At 73.5% G+C, this 17,280-nt stretch carries 14 protein-coding genes and 1 pseudogene; 4 read left to right on the forward strand and 11 right to left on the reverse strand.

Annotated features, from left to right (window positions below):
• Positions 1-521: 521 nt before the first annotated feature.
• Positions 522-1,547, forward strand: a complete 1,026-nt coding sequence (gene trpS / locus ACFYWQ_RS40375; RefSeq protein WP_389524805.1) for a tryptophan--tRNA ligase — start codon at positions 522-524, stop codon at positions 1,545-1,547.
• On the opposite strand, the pseudogene ACFYWQ_RS40380 reads toward trpS, so the two are convergent.
• Positions 1,487-1,888, reverse strand: a pseudogene (locus ACFYWQ_RS40380) (helix-turn-helix domain-containing protein); the annotation flags it as partial. The gene trpS and the pseudogene ACFYWQ_RS40380 overlap by 61 nt on opposite strands.
• 53 nt (positions 1,889-1,941) lie before the next feature.
• On the opposite strand from ACFYWQ_RS40380, the gene ACFYWQ_RS40385 reads away from it, so the two are divergent.
• Complete coding sequence (locus tag ACFYWQ_RS40385) at positions 1,942-2,403, forward strand: isochorismatase family protein (RefSeq protein ID WP_389524808.1); 462 nt, start codon at positions 1,942-1,944, stop codon at positions 2,401-2,403.
• 15 nt (positions 2,404-2,418) lie between these two features.
• On the opposite strand, the gene proC is transcribed toward ACFYWQ_RS40385, so the two are convergent.
• The 6 genes from proC to ACFYWQ_RS40415 all read right to left on the reverse strand — a co-directional run bounded on the left by proC (position 2,419) and on the right by ACFYWQ_RS40415 (position 7,087).
• Positions 2,419-3,231, reverse strand: a complete 813-nt coding sequence (gene proC / locus ACFYWQ_RS40390; protein WP_389524810.1) for a pyrroline-5-carboxylate reductase — start codon at positions 3,229-3,231, stop codon at positions 2,419-2,421.
• 178 nt (positions 3,232-3,409) lie between these two features.
• On the reverse strand, positions 3,410-4,249 hold the full coding sequence (locus tag ACFYWQ_RS40395; protein WP_389524812.1) for an ABC transporter permease: 840 nt from the start codon (positions 4,247-4,249) through the stop codon (positions 3,410-3,412).
• Positions 4,246-5,109, reverse strand: coding sequence for an ABC transporter ATP-binding protein (locus ACFYWQ_RS40400; protein ID WP_389524815.1), 864 nt, complete (start codon positions 5,107-5,109; stop codon positions 4,246-4,248). The genes ACFYWQ_RS40395 and ACFYWQ_RS40400 overlap by 4 nt, the downstream gene beginning before the upstream one ends.
• A gap of 237 nt (positions 5,110-5,346) precedes the next feature.
• The gene (locus ACFYWQ_RS40405; protein WP_389524817.1) at positions 5,347-6,114 is read right to left on the reverse strand and encodes a class I SAM-dependent methyltransferase; all 768 of its coding nucleotides are present in this window, start codon (positions 6,112-6,114) and stop codon (positions 5,347-5,349) included.
• Positions 6,115-6,204: 90 nt separating this feature from the next.
• Positions 6,205-6,726 (reverse strand): EamA/RhaT family transporter, encoded by a 522-nt coding sequence (locus ACFYWQ_RS40410; protein WP_389524820.1) that lies wholly within the window; start codon positions 6,724-6,726, stop codon positions 6,205-6,207.
• A 46-nt stretch (positions 6,727-6,772) separates the two neighbouring features.
• A complete protein-coding gene (locus tag ACFYWQ_RS40415) occupies positions 6,773-7,087 on the reverse strand; it encodes an SH3 domain-containing protein (RefSeq protein WP_389524823.1) in 315 nt (104 codons plus the stop codon).
• A 182-nt stretch (positions 7,088-7,269) separates the two neighbouring features.
• Between ACFYWQ_RS40415 and ACFYWQ_RS40420 the strand changes: the two genes are divergently transcribed.
• The gene (locus ACFYWQ_RS40420; RefSeq protein WP_389524825.1) at positions 7,270-9,639 is read left to right on the forward strand and encodes a PQQ-binding-like beta-propeller repeat protein; all 2,370 of its coding nucleotides are present in this window, start codon (positions 7,270-7,272) and stop codon (positions 9,637-9,639) included.
• Positions 9,640-9,834: 195 nt separating this feature from the next.
• Here the strand turns inward: ACFYWQ_RS40420 and ilvD are convergent, their stop codons facing one another.
• The 3 genes from ilvD to ACFYWQ_RS40435 all read right to left on the reverse strand — a co-directional run bounded on the left by ilvD (position 9,835) and on the right by ACFYWQ_RS40435 (position 13,960).
• Positions 9,835-11,688 (reverse strand): dihydroxy-acid dehydratase, encoded by a 1,854-nt coding sequence (ilvD, locus tag ACFYWQ_RS40425; RefSeq protein ID WP_389524828.1) that lies wholly within the window; start codon positions 11,686-11,688, stop codon positions 9,835-9,837.
• Between the two features lie 144 nt (positions 11,689-11,832).
• Positions 11,833-12,657 carry a sugar phosphate isomerase/epimerase family protein gene (locus ACFYWQ_RS40430; RefSeq protein ID WP_389524830.1) on the reverse strand — a complete coding sequence of 275 codons (825 nt, stop codon included), beginning with the start codon at positions 12,655-12,657 and terminating at the stop codon, positions 11,833-11,835.
• Between the two features lie 370 nt (positions 12,658-13,027).
• Complete coding sequence (locus tag ACFYWQ_RS40435) at positions 13,028-13,960, reverse strand: Ppx/GppA family phosphatase (RefSeq protein WP_389524833.1); 933 nt, start codon at positions 13,958-13,960, stop codon at positions 13,028-13,030.
• A gap of 95 nt (positions 13,961-14,055) precedes the next feature.
• Here ACFYWQ_RS40435 and ACFYWQ_RS40440 point away from each other — a divergent pair, with 95 nt between their 5' ends.
• Positions 14,056-14,937: a hypothetical protein gene (locus ACFYWQ_RS40440; protein WP_389524836.1), complete on the forward strand. Its 882-nt coding sequence runs from the start codon at positions 14,056-14,058 to the stop codon at positions 14,935-14,937.
• A gap of 389 nt (positions 14,938-15,326) precedes the next feature.
• On the opposite strand, the gene ACFYWQ_RS40445 is transcribed toward ACFYWQ_RS40440, so the two are convergent.
• Positions 15,327-17,084, reverse strand: a complete 1,758-nt coding sequence (locus ACFYWQ_RS40445) for a hypothetical protein (RefSeq protein WP_389524839.1) — start codon at positions 17,082-17,084, stop codon at positions 15,327-15,329.
• Positions 17,085-17,280 lie beyond the last annotated feature (196 nt).

Below are 17,280 nucleotides of genomic sequence, written 5' to 3' on the forward strand. Positions count from 1 at the left end.
TTCCTTTCCGGCGGTTCCGACTCTATCAGATCCTTTCGGCGTCTGATTCCCCGTCAGAGGGGGGTTGTCTTCCCGGCCGTTGGGCCGTTCCGACGAGTGAGACTTTAGCGGATTCCCGGCGCCCGAAGCCAATCGGGGCCTGCGCCCTTTCGAACGCGGATTCCTCATTCCACGAATACGCACGCCGACAACACGACAACAGTCGAATCGACTGTTCGCCGAGAGGTGGTTGCTACTTGCGGAATGGCTGTCCGGGGACCGACCGGAGTCGGCGCTCACGTCGGACAACTCGGAGAACATTACGCATCCGTCAGCAGCGTGTCAACTCATGTCCCAGGAGCACCCCTGAGGCGTACGCTGAGGCCATGACTACGCGTACGTGCACCCGACAGTGGTGGGCCGCCTGACGGCGGCCGTCCTCACGTATGCACTCAACGGCCGCCGCCTCGGCGGCCGTTTCTGTTTCTCCCTCCTGAGGGGCGGCCGGCCGGGGGCGGCGGGCCCGACCAGGAGGTGGAGAGATGAAGCGGGTCTTCAGCGGGGTCAAGCCGACCGGGCATCTGACGCTGGGGAACTACCTCGGGGCCATGCGGCAGTGGGCCTCGGTCGACCAGCACCGGGCAGACGCCTTGTTCTGCGTCGTCGACCTGCACGCGCTGACCGTCGAGCACGATCCGGCGCGGGTGCGTCGGCTCAGTCGGCAGACGGCCACGCTGCTGCTGGCGGCCGGACTGGACCCGGAGCTGTGCACGCTGTTCGTGCAGAGTCACGTGGACGAGCACGCACGGCTGTCGTACCTGCTGGAGTGCGTGGCCACCGACGGTGAGATGCGGCGGATGATCCAGTACAAGGAGAAGGCCGCGCGGGAGCGCACGCGGGGCGGGAGCGTGCGGTTGTCGCTGCTGACCTATCCGGTGCTGATGGCCGCGGACATCCTGGCGTACGGGACGGACGAGGTGCCCGTGGGTGACGACCAGGCGCAGCACGTGGAGCTGGCGCGGGATCTGGCGCTGCGGTTCAACCAGCGGTACGGGCAAACGTTCGTGGTGCCCAGGGCGACGCTTCCGACGGTGGCCGCGCGGGTGATGAACCTCCAGGAACCGACGTCGAAGATGGGGAAGAGCGACGACTCCGGGCCGGGCATCGTCTACCTGCTGGACGAGCCGGACGTCGTGCGCAGGAAGATCGCGCGGGCCGTGACCGACAGCGGGCGGGACGTCGTGTACGACCGGAAGGGACGTCCCGGGGTCGCGAACCTGCTGGAGATCCTCGCGGCCTGCACGGGTGGGGACCCGGAGGCCCTGGGCGGTGCGTACGAGTCGTACGGGGCCCTGAAGAAGGACACGGCCGAGGCCGTGGTGGAGGCGCTCCGGCCGCTCCATGCCCGGCACAAGGAGCTGTGCGCCGACCCGGCGTACGTGGAGGGGGTGCTGGGCGAGGGTGCGCGGAAGGCCCGGGCGATGGCCCGGCCCGTGGTGGATGCCGCCTACCGCGCCATCGGGCTGCTGCCGCCGGTGGCGGACCCGGTGCTGAACGCCGTGCGGTAGGCGCGGGGGCTGGTGGCGAGGCGCGATGCGAAGTGCTGGCGCATCGTGACCTCGCTGCCGAAGCCGGCGCGGCGAGCGACCTCGGGCATGGGCAGGTCGGTGCGTTCCAGCAGCCTCTGGGCCGCGGCGAGGCGCTGGTCGAGGAGCCAGCGGAGCGGGGTGGTACCGGTCTCGGCGGTGAAGTGGCGGGCGAAGCTCCGCGGGGACATACCGGCGTGGGCCGCCAGGGCGGCGACGGTGAGCGGTTCGTCCAGGTGGCGCAGGGCGTGTTCGCGGACGGCGGCGAGGGTGTCGGCGTCGCGGTCCGTGGACGGGGTGGGGTGGTCGATGAGACCGGCTTCTGGGGCCCCGGAACAACCCGGGGGCCGACGACAACATCGCTTCGCTCATCGACGTGTGGCAGGCGTCGGGGCGGCCGGTCGTCTTCGTACGGCACGACTCGTCCAGGCCGGAGTCGCCGCTGCGGGCCGGGCACGAGGGGAACGGCCTCAAGGAGTACGTGGAGGAGCGGAGGGGGAAGGGGGCCGGGCCGGAGCTGTTGGTCACCAAGACGGTGAACTCGGCCTTCTACGGGACGCCGGACCTGGACGCCTGGCTGAGGGCCGAGGGGATCTCGCAGGTCGTGGTGGCCGGGATCCAGACCAACATGTGCGTGGAGACGACCGCGCGGATGGGCGGGAACGCGGGGTACGACGTCGTGGTCGCGTACGACGCCACGTACACCTTCGACCTGGCGGGGCCGTTCGGGTGGCGGCTCTCGGCGGAGGAGGCGGCGCGGGCGTCGGCGGTGTCGCTGCACGGGGGCGGGTTCGCGCGGGTGGTGACCACGGCGGAGGTGGTCGGGGCCGCGCGGTGACCGCCCCCGGCCGGGTCAGTCCTTGGTGCCGGAGGCCAGCTCGCGGCTGCGGTCGCGGGCGGCCTCGAGGGCCGCGATGAGGGCGGCCCGTACGCCGTGGTTCTCGAGTTCGCGGATGGCGTTGATGGTGGTGCCGGCCGGCGAGGTGACGTTCTCGCGGAGCTTGACGGGGTGCTCCCCGCTGTCGCGGAGCATCGTGGCGGCGCCGATCGCGGACTGGACGATCAGGTCGTGGGCCTTGTCGCGGGGCAGGCCGAGCAGGATGCCGGCGTCCGTCATGGCTTCGACCAGGTAGAAGAAGTACGCCGGGCCGGAGCCGGAGAGGGCGGTGCAGGCGTCCTGCTGGGACTCGGGGACGCGGAGGGTCTTGCCCACCGAGCCGAAGATCTCCTCGGTGTGCGCGAGGTCCGCCTCGCTGGCGTGGCTGCCGGGGGAGATGACGGACATGGCCTCGTCGACGAGGGCCGGGGTGTTCGTCATGACGCGGACGACGGGCACGCCGGGGGTCAGGCGCTCCTCGATGAAGGAGGTGGTGATGCCGGCGGCTCCGCTGATGACCAGGCGGTCGGCGGGGACGTGGGGGGCGAGTTCGTCGAGGAGGGTGCCCATGTCCTGCGGCTTGACCGTGAGGATGAGGGTGTCCGCGGTCTTGGCGGCTTCGGCGTTGGTGACGGGGGTGACGCCGTAGCGGGTGCGGAGTTCCTCGGCGCGCTCGGGCCGGCGGGCGGTGACGAGGAGGTCGGCGGGCGGCCAGCCGCCCCGCAGCATTCCGCTGAGCAGGGCTTCGCCGATCTTGCCGGTGCCGAGGACTGCGACTTTCTGGGTCATGGCGGGGGTCCTTCGGGAGTGTGCGTCGTCCGCAGTCATCCTCGCACCGGGAGGCGGGCGGGTGGCGGGCGTGTCCGGTGGGCGGACGTGGGCCGTGGGGGGCCGACCGCTCGGGCGGTGCGGGTGCACCCGTGCTGCCCACGTCGCCTGCGCGCGCGGGGCGGGCAGGGAACCGGCGTCAGGCGGTACGGCGTCGCAGGGTGGCCGCGCCCAGGACCAGGACCAGCAGGGCGCAGCCCGCCACGATCAGCACGTCGCGGACGAAGGCGGTCGTCATCTCCGCGTGCCGGAGGACCTCGTTCATGCCGTCGACGGCGTAGGACATGGGGAGGACGTCGGAGACGGCCTCCAGGGCGGGGTGCATGGCGTCGCGCGGGGTGAACAGGCCGCAGAGGAGGAGCTGGGGGAAGATCACCGCCGGCATGAACTGGACCGCCTGGAACTCGGAGGCGGCGAAGGCCGAGACGAAGAGGCCGAGGGCGGTGCCCAGGAGCGCGTCGAGGAGCGCCACCAGGAGGAGGAGCCAGGGGCTGCCCGTCACGTCCAGGTCGAGCGCCCAGACGGCGAGGCCTGTGGCCAGGGCGGACTGGACGATCGCGAGGGCGCCGAAGGCGAGGGCGTAGCCGGCGATCAGGTCGGCCTTGCCGAGGGGGAGGGCGAAGAGGCGTTCGAGGGTGCCCGAGGTGCGTTCGCGGAGGGTGGCGATGGACGTGACCAGGAACATCGTGATCAGCGGGAAGATCCCGAGGAGGGAGGCGCCGATGCTGTCGAAGGTGCGGGGGCTGCCGTCGAAGACGTAGCGCAGCAGGAACAGCATCACGCACGGGACGAGGATCATCAGCGCGATCGTGCGCGGGTCGTGGCGGAGCTGGCGCAGGACCCGGGACGCGGTGGCGGTGGTGCGGGAGAGGTCGAGGGGGGTGGTGGGCGCGGGGGTCGTGCGCGGGGTGGGGGTGGGCGTGGGTGGTGTGCGCGGGGCCGGGGCCGGGGCGGGGGCGGGGTTCGCGGGCGGGGTCATGGGGTCTGCTCCTTCGCCCGGGCGGCCTCGGCGGCCTCGTCGACCAGCTGGAGGAAAGCCGCCTCGACGGTGTCGGAGCCGGTGCGGGTGCGCAGGGCGTCGGGGGTGTCGTCGGCGAGGATCTCGCCCTCGCGCATCAGCAGCAGGCGGTGGCAGCGCTCGGCCTCGTCCATGACGTGGGAGGAGACGAGGAGGGTGGCTCCCCGGGTGGCCGCGAGGTCGTGGAAGAGGGTCCACAGGTCGCGGCGGAGGACCGGGTCCAGACCGACGGTCGGTTCGTCGAGGACGAGGAGTTCGGGGGTGCCCAGCAGGGCCACGGCGAGGGAGACGCGGTTGCGCTGGCCGCCGGAGAGGGTGCCGGCCAGGGCGTCGGCGTGGCTGGTCAGGTCGACGTCGGTGAGGGCCCGGGTGACGTCGTCGTGGCGGCGGGCGGCGGCCGCGCGGCCCGGGTCGAGGATCGCGGCGAAGTAGTCGAGGTTCTGGCGGACCGTCAGGTCGTCGTAGACGGAGGGCGCCTGCGTGACGTAGCCGATGCGGGTGCGCAGGGTGGGGTGGCCCGCGGGGTGGCCGAGGACGTCGAGGGTGCCGGTGACCTTGGCCTGGGTGCCGACGATCGCACGCATCAGGGTCGACTTGCCGCACCCGGAGGGGCCGAGGAGCCCGGTGACCTGGCCGCGGGGGACGGTGAAGTCGAGGGAGCGGAGGACCGTGCGGGGGCCTCGGACGACGGTCAGGGCGGAGGCGTGGACGGCTGGGGTGGGGGCGGTGGGGGCAGTGGTGGTGGGGGTGGTGGGGGTGGTGAAGGTGGTGGGGGTGGGGTCGGGCGTGCCCGGGGGTGGGTCCGGAGCGGGGTTGTCCATCACTCGTGAACCGTCTCTCCGGGGTGGGGTGCCGTCAAGGCGTCGGTGGTGGGCGGTGGGGTGCCGGGACCGGGTGTGGGTGATGGGCAGGTCCGGGGGGTGAAGGGCAGGCCGGGGGGTGAAGGGCGGCCCGGGGGGTGAAGGGCGGGCCCGGTGGGCGAGGGGCCGGCCCGAGGGGCAATGGGCCGGCCCCTCGGGCCGAGGGGCGGGGTTCGCGGGCGAGGGGCAGGGTTCGGTTCAGGGGCGGGTGGCGAGCAGCAGTGCCACGTCGTAGGTCTCCTCGACCTCGCCGTCGGGGAAGACGGCCAGGAGGTGGCGGCGCTCCTCGGTGAGGAAGGCGGCGGTGCTCCGCTCGTCGTGGACCAGGAAGACGGAGTGGCTGCCGATGTTGGCCAGGTGCGTGTCGAGGGGGACGCGGCGGCTCCAGCGGATGCGGCGGCGGACGAAGTCGAAACGGTCCCCGGCGGTGGCGAGCGCGGCGTGGGTGCCGTCGCCGTTCCTGCCGAGGGGCTCGGTGCCGAAGTGGCGGTGGACGCGGTCCGTCTGGGCGTCGATCCACGGTACGTCGAGGGCGGCGGCGTTCCACCACAGCGCCAGGGCGCCGCCCGGACGCAGCACGCGCAGGGCCTCCGGCACCGAACGGGCCGGGTCGGTCCAGTGCCACGACTGGGCGTAGGTGAGGAAGTCGAGGGAGGCGCCGGCCAGGGGGAGGTGGTTCCCGTCGCCGCGGACGATCGGCACGCCGGGCAGCGCGCGGCGGAACTGGGCCGCCATGCCGGCACCGGGTTCGACAGCGAGGACGGTGGCGCCGCGGGCGTGCAGGAGGGCGGTCGCGATGCCCGTGCCGGCGCCGACGTCCGCGACCCGGGCGCCGGTGAGGGGGCGGCCCGCCGTCTCCTCGATCGCGTCGAGCAGGGCGGGCGGGTAGGAGGGGCGATTCGCGGCGTACTGGGCGGCGGCGGAGTTGAAGGAATGGGCTCGGATGGTGTGGGAGTGAGCCGTCATGGGGTCATGGTGGCGCGGGGCGGGTGGGGAGGGGAACCGCGTGCGGTGAGAGGGGAGGGGAACCGCGCGGGGTGACCGGGGGCGCGCGCATCAGGAGCGGCGGCGTTTCTTCGACGGGTCGCCGGTGCGGCGGGTGCTGCGGCGGTCGTGCCGGGCGCGGGCCTCCTCGTACTCCCGGCGGTGGAGTTCCTCGCCCGGGGCCTCGGTGAGGGAGCGGAGGAAGTAGGCGAGGAGGGAGCCGACGAAGCCGATGGCCAGGAGGCCGCGCAGGGAGGCCTGGCGGTCCGGGTCGGGGCGCTCGGTGAAGCCGCTCCAGGTGTGGCGGAAGGCCAGGGCGGTGCAGATCGCGAACATGGCGACGACGAGCACGGTCACAAAGCCGCCGACGGCGGCGAGGGCGAGGCCCTCGTAGGCGAAGCGGAGGACGAGGCAGGAGACGGCGGCGGCGAGGAGGGAGCCGGCGGCCGCGGCGACCCGGCGGGTGCGGTAGCCGTCGTCGTGCTCGACCCAGGTGGTTTCGAAGAAGCGCAGCGGCTCGGGGCGCGGGCCGCCGGGCGTGCCCGGGCCCGAGGAACCCGCCGGAGTGTCCGAGGTGCCGTTTTCGTCGCTCACGGGACGATTATGGCGCCGGACGGGGGCGGGCTCCCCGGGGGGTGGGTCAGGCGCAGCGCGCCGCGATGTAGCCGTCGCTGCCGGTCCGCACGTACGCGTCCGAGACGAACTGGCTGTCGGCGATGTTGTCCCAGATGTTGGTGGTGCCGTACGGGCCGCTCACGGTGGTGCCCGGGGTCTGGCAGAAGATCGGCACCTTCGTGCCCTCGGCCAGGACCTTCACGACGGGGTAGCTGGTGCCGGGTCCGCTGCGGACGTTCAGGCGGACGCCGGGCGCGATCGGGTAGTACGTCAGGGCCGCCGCGACGACGGCTTCCGCCTCGTCACCGCTCTCGACCCCTTCCACGTGCTCGACAGACATGCAAGACCTCCCCCGTTGAACCCCATGACTGCCATGGGGACCCGTTGATTCCCCCGAATCACGCCATGAAACACATGTACGCAACTCACATCGGGAGGCTAGCAAGTCGCCTCGGTCCCGTACGAGTCATCGACTAGGCTCCGTGCGTCGCGCGCGCGGCCGAAGCAGCACGGGGGTGGTCCATGACGCCACAGCGCAACACCGGGGCGGGCGCGGAAGCGGAACTTCCGGAGTACGCCGGCCACTACCGTCTCGAGTCCCGTCTGGGCTCCGGCGGCATGGGCGTGGTCCACCTGGCCCGCAGTACCTCGGGCATGAAGCTCGCCGTGAAGGTCGTGCACGCCGAGTTCGCCAGGGATCCCGAGTTCAGGGGGCGTTTCCGGCAGGAGGTGGCGGCCGCGCGACGGGTCAGCGGCGCCTTCACCGCCCCCGTCGTCGACGCCGACCCGGAGGCCGAACGGCCGTGGATGGCCACGCTGTTCATCCCGGGGTCGACGCTGTCGGACCATGTGAAGCGGAACGGGCCGATGGGGGCGGGCGAGTTGCGGCGGCTGACGGCCGGGCTCGCGGAGGCGCTGCGCGACATCCATCGGGTCGGGGTCGTGCACCGGGATCTCAAGCCCAGCAACGTGCTGCTCGCGGAGGACGGGCCGAAGGTGATCGACTTCGGCATCTCGCGTCCCAAGGACAGTGAACTGCGCACCGAGACCGGCAAGTTGATCGGTACACCGCCGTTCATGGCGCCGGAGCAGTTCCGGCGGCCGCGGGAGGTCGGGCCGGCCGCCGACATCTTCGCGCTCGGGTCGGTGCTGGTGCACGCGGCGACGGGGCGGGGGCCGTTCGACTCCGACAGCCCGTACGTCGTCGCCTACCAGGTCGTGCACGACGAGCCGGATCTCACGGGCGTACCGGAGAGCCTCGCGCCGCTGGTGCGGGGCTGTCTCGCCAAGGAGCCCGAGGAACGGCCGACGCCGGACGAGCTGATGCGGGAGCTGCGTGCGGTGGCGGCCTCGTACGACACGCAGGCGTTCATACCGGCGCAACGGGCCTCGGAGGCGGCGGGGGCGAGGCCGGGCGCGTGGGCCGGGGAGGCGGCGGGGCCAGACGCGGTAGCCCCGGGCCTGGCGGACTCGGGCCTGGCGGACTCGGGCCTGGCAGACTCGGGCCTGGCGGACTCGGACGCTGCGGGGCCCGCGCGCCCGGAGGGCGGGGGCAGCGGTGCGGCGGGCCTGGGGGGCCCGGAGGGCGGGAGCGGGGCGGCGGTCCCGGGGGTCCCAGGGGTCCCAGGGGACGCGGAGGGCACGGCGGGCCCGGGAGACTCGGTAGGTGCCGGGGACGCGAGGGCGTCGTCGTCGGCGGGGGCGCGGGGGCGACTGCGGGGACGGGTCGGGCTCGTCCTCGGCGCGCTGGTGCTCGTCGCGGGTGTCGGCCTCGGCTCCGTACTGCTGCTCGGCGACGCCACGGACGGCGGCGGTGGCGCGGGCGGGGCGCGGGCTTCCTCGGGCACGGAAACGTTCACTCCGTGGGCGACGCAGCCGGTCGCCGACGGTACGGGCGGCATGCCCCGGTGCGTGTACGACGCGGATCGGCTGATCTGCGTCCAGCCGGGGCAGGTGTCCGCGCTCGACACGGCGCACGGGCGGGTGCTGTGGCGGCACCCCCTCTCCGACGGGGACGGGCGCGGCGAGGCGCCGGTGCTCGCGGGCGGGCTGGCGCAGGTGCTCACCGACTCGGGCAAGCGTGTGGAGGCCCTCGACCCGTCGTCGGGCGAGACGCGCTGGGAGCGGGACGTGTCGGCGTACTCGGGCGTCCGGTACGCGGGCGGGACCCTGCTGCTGACCTCGGCCGACGGCACGGTGACCGGCGTGGACGCCGCGTCGGGGCGGACCGGGTGGCAGCGGCGCGTCCCCGGGGCCGGCGAGGCCTACTTCGCGTCGTTCACGGGTGACCCGCTGGCGTACGTGACGAGCACGTCCGACGACGGGCGCACCCTCGTCACGGCGGTGGACCCGGCCACCGGGGACGTGCGCTGGGAGGAGCGGTTCGACGGCACGCTGACCCTGGCGGGCAGCGACGGGGACAGCCTCGTCCTGCTGTCCGGCGGCGGGGAGTACGGCCGGGTCGACGCCGTGGTCCGCTACTCCCCCGGGACCGGCCGGTCCCGGCGGGTTGCGCTGAGCGTCGAGCTCCAGCAGGCGAGCGCGGCCGTGCGCGGCGACCGCGTCTACCTGCTGACGTTCGACGGTGCGCTGGTGGCCGTCGACACGGCGAAGGGGGAGCGGCTGTGGTCGCTCCAGACGGCGGTGAGCCGGGGGTCTGTGCCGGCGGCCGACGACGAGCACGTGTACTTCAGCGCGCCCGACGGCCGTCTCCTGGCCGTGGACGCCGACGCGGGCAGGCTCCTCGGGCAGACACCGCTGCGGCTCGGGGAGAACTCGGGTGACGTGGTGACCACCCTGCCCGCGCCGGAGCCGGCCGACGGCCGTGTCTACGCCACCGCGCCCGACGGCACCGTCTTCGCCATGGACGGGACGGACCCGGCGGCCTGGTGAATCCCGGCGGTCCGGGGATGTCCCACACACGTCCCGGGCACGTCCCCACACACGTCCCCGGGCACGTCCCCCGACGCGGGCATGAGCGCAAGCACGAGCACGAGCACGAGCACGTACGACGGTGGGGCCGCTCCCGAGGAACGGCCCCACCGGTAGTCGCGGGCCTGGCGGGACCGTCAGGCCCGCCAGTCCTCGTCAGCCCAGCTTCGACACGTCCCGGACCGCGCCCTTGTCGGCGCTCGTGGCCATCGCCGCGTAGGCGCGCAGGGCGGCGGAGACCTTCCGCTCGCGGTTCTTCGGGGCGTACACGCCGTTCAACGCCTGGTCGCGACGCGCGAGTTCCGCGTCGTCGACGAGCAGCTCGATCGTGCGGTTCGGGATGTCGATGCGGATGCGGTCGCCGTCCTCGACGAGGGCGATCGTGCCGCCGCCGGCCGCCTCGGGCGAGGCGTGGCCGATGGACAGGCCCGAGGTGCCGCCGGAGAAGCGGCCGTCGGTGACCAGCGCGCAGGCCTTGCCCAGACCGCGGCCCTTCAGGTACGAGGTCGGGTAGAGCATCTCCTGCATGCCGGGACCACCCTTGGGGCCCTCGTAGCGGATGACGACGACGTCGCCCTCCTTGACCTGCTGGGTGAGGATCTTCTGGACGGCGTCCTCCTGCGAGTCGCAGACGACGGCCGGGCCCTCGAAGGTCCAGATCGACTCGTCGACGCCGGCCGTCTTCACCACGCAGCCGTCGACGGCGAGGTTGCCCTTGAGGACGGCCAGACCGCCGTCCTTGGAGTACGCGTGCTCGGCGGAGCGGATGCAGCCGCCCTCGGCGTCCGTGTCGAGGGCCGCCCAGCGCTCGGACTGGGAGAAGGCCTCGGCGGAGCGGACGCAGCCGGGGGCCGCGTGCCACAGCTCGACCGCCTCGGCGGACGGGGAGCCGCCGCGGACGTCCCAGGTCTTGAGCCAGTCCGCCAGGGACGGGCTGTGCACGGAGTGCACGTCCTCGTTGAGCAGGCCCGCGCGGTGCAGCTCGCCGAGCAGGGCGGGGATGCCGCCGGCGCGGTGCACGTCCTCCATGTAGTACGTACGGTCCTTGGCGACGTTCGGGGCGACCTTGGCCAGGCAGGGGACCCGGCGCGAGACCGCGTCGATCTCGTTCAGGCCGAAGGGCACCTCGGCCTCCTGCGCCGCCGCCAGCAGGTGCAGGATCGTGTTGGTCGAACCGCCCATGGCGATGTCCAGGGCCATCGCGTTCTCGAAGGCGGCGAAGGTGGCGATGCTGCGCGGCAGGACCGTGTCGTCGTCCTGCTCGTAGTAGCGGCGCGTGATGTCCATGACCGTGCGCGCGGCGGCGACGTACAGCTGTTTACGCGCGGTGTGGGTGGCGAGGACCGAGCCGTTGCCGGGGAGGGAGAGGCCGATGGCCTCGGTCAGGCAGTTCATCGAGTTGGCGGTGAACATGCCGGAACAGCTGCCGCAGGTCGGGCAGGCGTTCTCCTCGATACGGAGGATGTCCTCGTCCGAGATCTTGTCGTTCACGGCGTCGGAGATCGCGTCGACCAGGTCGAGCGTGCGGACCGTGCCGTCGACGAGGGTGGCGCGGCCGGACTCCATCGGGCCGCCGGAGACGAAGACCGTGGGGATGTTGAGCCGCAGGGCGGCGTTCAGCATGCCCGGGGTGATCTTGTCGCAGTTGGAGATGCAGACCAGGGCGTCGGCGCAGTGGGCCTCGACCATGTACTCCACGCTGTCCGCGATCAGGTCGCGGGAGGGCAGGCTGTAGAGCATGCCGCCGTGGCCCATCGCGATGCCGTCGTCGACGGCGATCGTGTTGAACTCGCGCGGGATGCCGCCGGCCTCGCGGATCGCCTCGCTGACGATCCGGCCGACCGGCTGGAGGTGCGTGTGGCCCGGCACGAACTCGGTGAAGCTGTTGGCGACCGCGATGATCGGCTTTCGGCCGATGTCCGCACCGGGTACACCGGAGGCGCGCATAAGGGCGCGGGCGCCCGCCATGTTGCGGCCGTGGGTGACTGTGCGGGACCTCAGCTCGGGCATCGTCGCTCGCTCCTTCAGACAGATATGGCTGCTATCGAGCGTACGCCCGTCATCCACGGTGCGGGACACGCCGTCCGAAATGCGGGATGCGTGTCTCGTTCCGGCGGGTGGGGGTGCCGTCACGGTTACCGGTGGGGTACCCCGTTACCGGCGCGGGACGTTCGCGGCCGAGGCCAGGTGCAGGCGGGTGAAGGCGAGGGCCTCGGCCAGGTCGGCCTCCCGTTCGGCGCCGGACATCGCGCGCCGGGTGTTGACCTCGATGACGACGTGCCCGTCGAAGCCGCTCGCCCCGAGGCGCCGCAGCAGTTCGGCACAGGGCTGCGAGCCGCGCCCGGGGACGAGGTGCTCGTCCTTGGCGGAGCCGTTGCCGTCGGCGAGGTGGACGTGCCCGAGGCGGTCGCCCATGCGGTCGAGCATGTGCATCGCGTCCGTGCGGGCCGTCGAGGCGTGGCTGAGATCGATCGTGAAGTGGCGGTAGTCGTCCTTCGTCACGTCCCAGTCCGGCGCGTACGCGAGCATCTCGCGGTCGCGGTAGCGCCAGGGGTACATGTTCTCGACGGCGAACCGTACGTCCGTCTCGTCCACCATCCGCCAGATGCCCTGGACGAAGTCGCGCGCGTACTGCCGCTGCCAGCGGAACGGCGGGTGGACGACGACGGTGGTCGCCCCCAGCTTCTCGGCCGCCGCGCGCGCCCGCTGCAACTTCACCCACGGGTCGGTCGACCACACCCGCTGCGTGATGAGCAGACAGGGGGCGTGAACGGCCAGGATCGGGACCCGGTGGTAGTCGCTGAGCCGGCGCAGCGCGTCGATGTCCTGGCTGACCGGGTCGTTCCACACCATGACCTCGACCCCGTCGTACCCGAGGCGCGCGGCGATCTCGAAGGCCGTCGCCGTCGACTCCGGATAGACCGAGGCCGTCGACAGCGCGACCTTCGCATCCGGGATGCGCACCACTGGTTCTGCCACGAGGGACAGCGTACGGTCCCCCGCTTCACGCCGGGGAGCGAGCCGCGGTGCCGGCCGGGCGGGGGCGGCGGAACCGGCCACGCGCACAACCTGCGACGGAGCGGTGTGAGCGGGGGCCGTCCGCGGGGGCGGCGCGCGGGCCGGGCGTGGCGCACTTCACGTCTGGCGGTGCGGTTGTTCGTGTCGGTGCGGTTGTTCTTGCCGGTCCGCTTGTTCCCGTCGGTCCGGCTGTTCCTGCCGGTGCGATTGTTCCTGCCGGTCTGCCTGAGGCTTCCGTTTCGTGTTCCGCTTCCGGTTCGCCCGTTGCTTCCGCGGGCCGCCCGTTGCTTCCGCTCCGTCGGCTCCGCTCCGTCGGGGCCGCCGCTTCTGCTCAGTCCGTGGGCATGTGGTCGAGCCGCCGGAGGATCACTCCCTCCCGCAGCGCCCAGGGGCAGATCTCCAGCGTCTCCACGCCGAACAGGTCCATCGCGCCCTCGGCGACCAGGGCGCCGGCGAGGAGCTGGTTGGCGCGGCCCTCGGAGACGCCGGGGAGTTCCGCGCGCTGGGCGGCGGTCATACCGGCCAGGCGCGGCACCCAGGCCTCCAGGGACTCCCTCTTGAGCTCGCGCTGGACGTACACGCCCTCGGCGGTGCGGGCGGCGCCGGCGAGGCGGGCGAGCTGCTTGAAGGTCTTCGAGGTGGCGACGACGTGGTCGGGGGCGCCGAAGCGGCTGAACTCCCCCACGGTGCGGGCTATCTCCGCGCGCGCGTGCCGGCGCAGCGCCCGTATGTTCTCGGGGTCGGGCGGGTCCCCGGGCAGCCAGCCGGCCGTGAGCCGGCCCGCGCCGAGCGGGAGGGAGACGGCCGCGTCGGGCTCCTCGTCGATGCCGTAGGCGATCTCCAGCGAGCCGCCGCCGATGTCGAGGACCAGCAGCTTGCCGGCCGACCACCCGAACCAGCGGCGGGCGGCGAGGAAGGTGAGCCGGGCCTCCTCCTCACCGGCGAGGACCCGCAGCTCGACGCCGGTCTCGGCCTGCACGCGCGCGAGGACCTCGTCGGCGTTGGTGGCCTCCCGCACCGCGGAGGTCGCGAACGGCAGCACGTCCTCGGCACCCTTGTCCTCGGCGGCCTGGAGGGCCTCCCGGATGACGCTGATCAGTCTGTCGACGCCCTCGGGGCCGATCGCCCCGCTCTCGTCGAGGAGTTGGGCGAGACGCAACTCCGCCTTGTGCGAGTGGGCGGGCAGCGGACACGCGCCGGGGTGCGCGTCCACCACCAGCAGATGCACCGTGTTCGATCCCACGTCGAGGACACCGAGTCTCATGGAGGGAACGCTACTGCCCGAGATCGCTCCCTCCGTGCCCGGTGCGCATCCTGAGACGGTGCCGTGAGCGGGCGGGGGCGACTTACCCTGGACGCGTGCCAAAGACGAAAAAGGCGAAGGACGAAAAGGCCGACAAGACTGCCAAGACGGTCAAATCCACCAAGGGTTCTTCGCGGCCGAAGTCATCGAACCCGTCGGGGACGGCTCCGGTCGCGGACGAGAAGGGCCTCGACTTCGCGCGCGCGTGGGTGGAGTTTCCTGATCCGGCGGACGCCGAGCAGATCTTCCGCTGCGATCTGACCTGGCTGACCTCTCGCTGGAACTGCATCTTCGGCAGCGGCTGCCAGGGCATCCAGGCGGGCCGCGCGGACGACGGCTGTTGCACGCTGGGCGCCCACTTCTCCGACGAGGACGACGAGAGGCGGGTCGCCGAGCACGTGGCGCGGCTCACTCCCGACATCTGGCAGCACTACGACGAGGGCACCCGGGACGGCTGGGTCGCCGAGGACGAGGAGGGCTCCCGCCAGACCCGCCCGTTCAACGGTTCGTGCATCTTCCAGAACCGCCCCGGCTTCCCGGGCGGCGCCGGCTGCTCGCTGCACATCCTGGCGCTCAGGGAGGGCCGCGAGCCGCTGGAGACCAAGCCGGACGTCTGCTGGCAGCTTCCGATCCGGCGTACGTACGACTGGATCGACCGGCCCGACGACACACGCGTGCTCCAGGTGTCGATCGGCGAGTACGACCGCCGCGGCTGGGGCCCGGGCGGCCACGACCTGCACTGGTGGTGCACGTCGGCGACGTCGGCGCACGGTGCGGGCGAGCCGGTGTACGTCTCCTACCGGGCGGAACTGACCGAGCTGATGGGCAAGGCCGGGTACGACCGGCTGGTCGAGCTGTGCGAGGAACGGCTCGCCGCCCAGCTCCCGCTGCTGGCCCCGCATCCGGCGGATCCCGTGAGTCCCCGCGAGCTCCCGTGATCCGGCGGAGGCCGTGAGCGCCGCGGCCTCCCCGGCCCGGTGGATGTCGTACGCCCTTGCGAGCCGCCCCCGTGGCCCGGTGGAGGCCGTACGCCCTTGCGAGCCCTCGTGGCCCAGTGGATGTCGTACCCCCTGCGAACCCCCGTGGCCCAGTGGAGGCCGTACCCCCTGCGAACCCCCTGACCCGCTGAAGGCCGCGGACCGGGCGGGCTGAGGCGCCGGGCCGCCGCCGTACACGGCGCGGCGCGCTGCGTCCGGGCCGAGCCGGGCCGGGCTGGACGTCACAGCGCGCGGCGGACCGAGCCGGGCCGGACGTCACGGCGCAGCGGACCGAGCCAGGCCAAGCCGGACGTCACAGCGCAGCGGACCGAGCCAGGCCAAGCCGGACGTCACAGCGCGGTGGGGCCGGGATCACCGCCGTCGCCCGCCGGCGGCGCCGGGCTCCCCGGGCCGGACGGCGACGGTTCGCCGGGCGTGGGCTCCGGACCGGGCGAGGACGGCGGCTCGCTCGGTCCGGGGCCCGGGTCGGGGGAGGCAGGGTCCGTGGGGGTCGGCTCCGGGTCGGGGTCCAGGCCCGGGTCGGGCGAGGCGGGCGGGTCACCGGGGGTGCCGGGGGCGGGACCGGGTCCCGGGTCGGCGGGGACGGGTGCGATGCCGTTGCCCTCGATGGAGACGACGGCTCCCGCCGGGGCGATCGCCACGCGCGCGTCCCAGGGGCCGGACGGCTCGCGCAGATGGTCGACGTGCACCTTGACCGTCACCGTCCCGCCGGGCTCCAGCGTGCCGGAGGAGCGGCTCAGGTAGAGCCAGGGCGCTCCGGTGGTCGCCGACCAGCGGACGGGCCCGCCCGCCTCGGCGGAGGCGGTGAGGGTGATCAGCGTGGTGTCGCCGCTGTTGCTCGCGGCCACCGCGAGGCTGCTCGCGCCCTTCGCGTCGGCCCCGGTGACGCTGATGACCTCCACCGACACGTCCGGCTCGTCGCCCTTGGCGAAGCCGGAGCCGGGCCGGGTGCTGGCGTTGCCGGCGTTCTGGTAGCCGCCCGCCGTCCCGCCGTCGAGACCGTCGGTGCCGTGCGCCTCGCCGGCCGTGGCGGCGTGGCCGGCGGTGCCCTCGCTGGTCGGGGTGGACCGGTAGGCCGCCCACAGGGCGAGCACGGGCGCGGCGACGACGGTGGCGACGACGGTCGTCGTGACCGCACGCGCGCGGAGGCGGTCACGGCGGGCGGCGTGGTCCTTGGGGTCCATCGGGAAACCCCGCCGGTCGAAGCGGGGTGCCGCGGTGCCCCGCGCGCGCGGGCGGTGCGCCAGGGCGAGGCGCAGCTCCGCGCGGGGTGCTTCCAGGACGGGCAGCTCGGCGGGGGTGACGCCGGCGCCGGGCCACCGGCCGGAATCCGCGCGCCCGACACCCCGGCGGCAGTGCGGGCAGTCGTCGACGTGCCGGACGAGTTCGCGGCGCAGGGCGGCGCTGAGCACGAGCTGGTGGTCGCCGGTGAGACGGGCCACGCCGGGGCAGCCGCCGGTCTCGACGACGGCCAGGGCCGCGCGGGTGCGTTCGACCTCGCAGGCGGCGGAGGCGAGCAGTTCACGGGCCCCGGCTACGTCCATGCCGAGTACGGCGGCGACCTCGTGGGCGCCTAGCTGGTGGCGGACGGCGAGTTCGAGGGCCTCACGCTGCTCGGGGGTGGTGCCGGCCGCCTCCGGCCAGGCCAGCTGGGTGAGTTCGCGCCGCCGCCGCTCCTGCACCTCGTCGGGGACCGGCTCGCCGGCGGGACCGGCGGCGGTGCCCCGGGAGGCGCCGGGGCGTCCCGCCGCGTGCGTGCCCTGACGTTTCTGCTTGGCCTCGGCCAGCTTGCGCAGACACGCCCAGCGGGCCAGCGCGTACAGCCACGCCCTGCGGTCCCCGGTGGCCTCCGGGACGCGCTGCCCGCGCCGCTCGGCGAGCGTGAGGGCGTCCGCGAGGGCCGCGGTGGCCGTGTCGTGGTCGCACAGGACGGACAGGCAGTAGGTGAACAGGCCGTCCAAGTACGGCTCGTGGCGCGCGGCCGGCCGCTGCGCCACCGTGCGCGCCGCGGCGCGGTCGCGCGCCTCCCTGTTCGCCCGGTGTGCGCCGATCGTGCGGGTCGGAATCTCCGGACTGCTGCTCATCATCCGTGCGACCGTAGGCGGCACGGAACGGCCTCTTCTGCCCCCTGGCGTCCTTTTAATCCGTATGGGTGAAACGATCCCTCATACGGGTAAGGCGGGCAGGCTCGCCGGGCCGGGCCGGTGGAGAGACGACAGGGGCGGGAGGAGCGATCGGGGCCGGAGGGGCGATCTGGGCGAGAGGGGCGATCGGGGCCGGAGG

The sequence above is a fragment of the Streptomyces sp. NPDC003247 genome (genome assembly GCF_042888135.1).
GTDB lineage: Bacteria > Actinomycetota > Actinomycetes > Streptomycetales > Streptomycetaceae > Streptomyces.